Here is a 2522-nt window from a genome sequence, read left to right on the forward strand (position 1 = left end):
AGTGTTAACTGCTGGCTGGGTGGGATTGAGTTTCGGGCTGATGAGGCGTCGGGAAACCCAAATATGGGGAGACTTGCTGCTGGGATTCAGCTGGAGTTGGTTAGCGGGATCGATTTATTGGGGCTGGTGGCGCTGGGAACCTCTGATCCACCTGCCGATCGAAGCCATTTGTCTGCCGTTAGCGCTTTGGTGTGCGGGGCGGAACATCTGGAAAGTGGGTAGCTTATTTTATTTAGGTTCCCTGTTTGGCACGGCGGTGACAGACATATACTTTTACGCAGTCGATCTGATCCCTTCCTGGCGACAGTTAATGCAGGTAGACCCAGCGTTGGCGACACCAATTTTACAAAATGCGATCGCGCAGGTGCAGACACCTTGGGGGATCGTATGGGCGGGAGTACTTGCTGGAGTTCTTTTAGTCACGGGTACTTTACCCTTACGCTCCGGACAGCTACACTGGTGGGCGTTTAGTGGAGCAGTGTTGAGTACAATTTTTGTAGATAGCCTGTTTTGGTTAGTCGCCTCAGCCGCCTGAGCGAGCTTGTCTTGCTAAAAGAATCGCTCTTAGGAGGTATGACAGGCGCTTTAGATACCTTAATTGCTATCGACGTTTGAGACTCTAACTGGCTCTTCGTCGCTTCTTTTATCTGTGGTGACGTTGCAACCCACTACTACTCCATATCTTTTACTTCGGACCGATTCCGGGAATCGCTATCTCCCATTAGTGGGCAGTCATTGCTGGACTATCGGTCGCAGCGATGACAACAATTTTGTGATACCAGATCGGTGGATTTCTCGTAACCATGCGATGTTACAAAGTATGGAAACCGGGGAATTTTATCTAATCGATCTTGGTAGCCGCAATGGCTCGTTTGTGAATGGGCGACGGGTAAGCGTACCCGTAACCTTAAAGCATGGCGATAACCTAACCTTCGGTCAAACTGAATTGGAATTTTTCTCTCCCACCGTCAGCTACCAGGCTAACTCTTCCACCAGTTCGCACTCGGATGAGTTGACGGCGACATCCACATTACACGTTCGCCGTCTGATCTCGGTGATGGTGGTGGATATCCGCGACTTCACCGTTTTAACCAGACAACTTGACGAAAAAATTCTTTCCGAGTTGATTGGTACCTGGTTTCGTCATTCCGGCAGCATTATTCGGGAACACGGCAGCTGGGTGGACAAATATATCGGCGATGCGATCATGGCGGTTTGGTTTCACGGTAGCCGAGGTATCTCCGATCAAGAGATGACCGGCATTTGCAATGCGCTCAGCGATCTCCACAAAATGACGGAGGAGTTGCACGCCCAGTATTCTTTACCGTTCCCGTTGCGAATAGGGGCGGGAATTAATACGGGGTATGCGATGGTAGGCAATACGGGAAGTGGCGATCGACCCGACTATACTGCTTTGGGCGATACGGTCAATGCTGCTTTTCGCCTGGAATCTTCCACCAAGGAACTACGCCTGGATGTTGCCTTGGGGGAAACTACTTATAAATATCTGTTGCCATTGGGGATCGACCAATCTGGTTTCAAGCAATATACTGTCCATCTGAAGGGCTACGATAAGCCGACGCTAACTTATGCAGGCACGTTTGCCAACTTGGATACTTTGTTGCAAACCCAGCCCCAAAATCAATGATACTGTTGGTTTACAACGAAACCATTAGTGTGAAAAACTAAACTTGGCCTGCAAGGGTCTTGTTTTGGAGCGCGATCTCAACGCTCCTACTAATTGCCTGCTTGACTGGTGAGAAAACGTCAAAAGCCAGATAATTATCTTTGTTAGAAGCTGTGTGTGGATTTCCATCTGCTTTTGTAGGGAGGTTTTTATTCATGAAACGATTGCTGCGCTTGCTGATGATGTTTGTTCTGGTATTGGGTTGCTTCGGATGGCTGGGGCAATCTCATGATGCGATGGCGGCTTCTTTGACTGGTGTCGCGTTACGTTCAGGGCCGATCTTGGCGGCAGAGACGGGAGAAGTTCTGGGGAATAAGGTTGACGCTAAGCTGGGCGAAATGGGCGGAAAAATAGATTTAAACAACACCAATGTGCGGGCTTTCCGGCAATTCCCCGGATTTTATCCGAACCTAGCTGGAAAAATTGTCCAAAACGCTCCTTACGAAAAAGTTGAGGATGTGCTGGCAATTGCCGGACTGAGCGATCGGCAGAAAGAACTTCTGCAAGCTCGGCTGGACAAGTTTACTGTGACGGATATCGAAGCCGCGATGGTAGAAGGTGACGACCGGATTAACAACGGTATCTATCGTTAATTTTCAGGCCCGATCGTACAGAGGATCGTACAGAGGCTGGAAGGAAACGAGGTGTGTCGGAGATCGGGCTTTTCCGTGTCTGGGTTGTCTTAGGAGTTCCCAGGATAATTTAAAATTGCAGACTTCAGATTTGAGATGGAATTCAATCTCAAATCTGGAATTTAAAATTTGCAATGCCCCAGTCGGCATTTCCCATTCTGCAATCCCCAGCCCTCTAGCTTCTGTCGATCGATATTTTTGGC

Annotated in this window: 5 protein-coding genes; 3 read left to right on the forward strand and 2 right to left on the reverse strand. The window is 48.9% G+C overall.

Annotated elements, in window-relative coordinates; all coding sequences use genetic code 11:
* Together H6S82_RS28440 and H6S82_RS28445 are read left to right on the forward strand one after the other, a co-directional pair.
* A partial coding sequence (locus tag H6S82_RS28440) for a DUF3120 domain-containing protein (RefSeq protein ID WP_191057118.1) occupies nucleotides 1-535 on the forward strand: 535 nt, incomplete at its 5' end.
* Between the two features lie 114 nt (nucleotides 536-649).
* Nucleotides 650-1648 carry an FHA domain-containing protein gene (locus H6S82_RS28445; RefSeq protein WP_190468425.1) on the forward strand — a complete coding sequence of 333 codons (999 nt, stop codon included), beginning with the start codon at nucleotides 650-652 and terminating at the stop codon, nucleotides 1646-1648.
* A 37-nt stretch (nucleotides 1649-1685) separates the two neighbouring features.
* On the opposite strand, the gene H6S82_RS28450 is transcribed toward H6S82_RS28445, so the two are convergent.
* On the reverse strand, nucleotides 1686-1844 hold the full coding sequence (locus tag H6S82_RS28450; RefSeq protein ID WP_190468428.1) for a hypothetical protein: 159 nt from the start codon (nucleotides 1842-1844) through the stop codon (nucleotides 1686-1688).
* Here H6S82_RS28450 and psbU point away from each other — a divergent pair.
* Nucleotides 1843-2280, forward strand: coding sequence for a photosystem II complex extrinsic protein PsbU (gene psbU / locus H6S82_RS28455; RefSeq protein WP_190468432.1), 438 nt, complete (start codon nucleotides 1843-1845; stop codon nucleotides 2278-2280). The genes H6S82_RS28450 and psbU overlap by 2 nt on opposite strands.
* A gap of 3 nt (nucleotides 2281-2283) precedes the next feature.
* Here the strand turns inward: psbU and H6S82_RS33110 are convergent.
* Nucleotides 2284-2522: hypothetical protein (locus tag H6S82_RS33110; protein ID WP_206756907.1), on the reverse strand; the 239-nt coding region annotated here is incomplete at its 5' end.

Source organism: Planktothrix sp. FACHB-1355 (assembly GCF_014748295.1).
Taxonomy (GTDB): domain Bacteria; phylum Cyanobacteriota; class Cyanobacteriia; order Cyanobacteriales; family Aerosakkonemataceae; genus Aerosakkonema; species Aerosakkonema funiforme_A.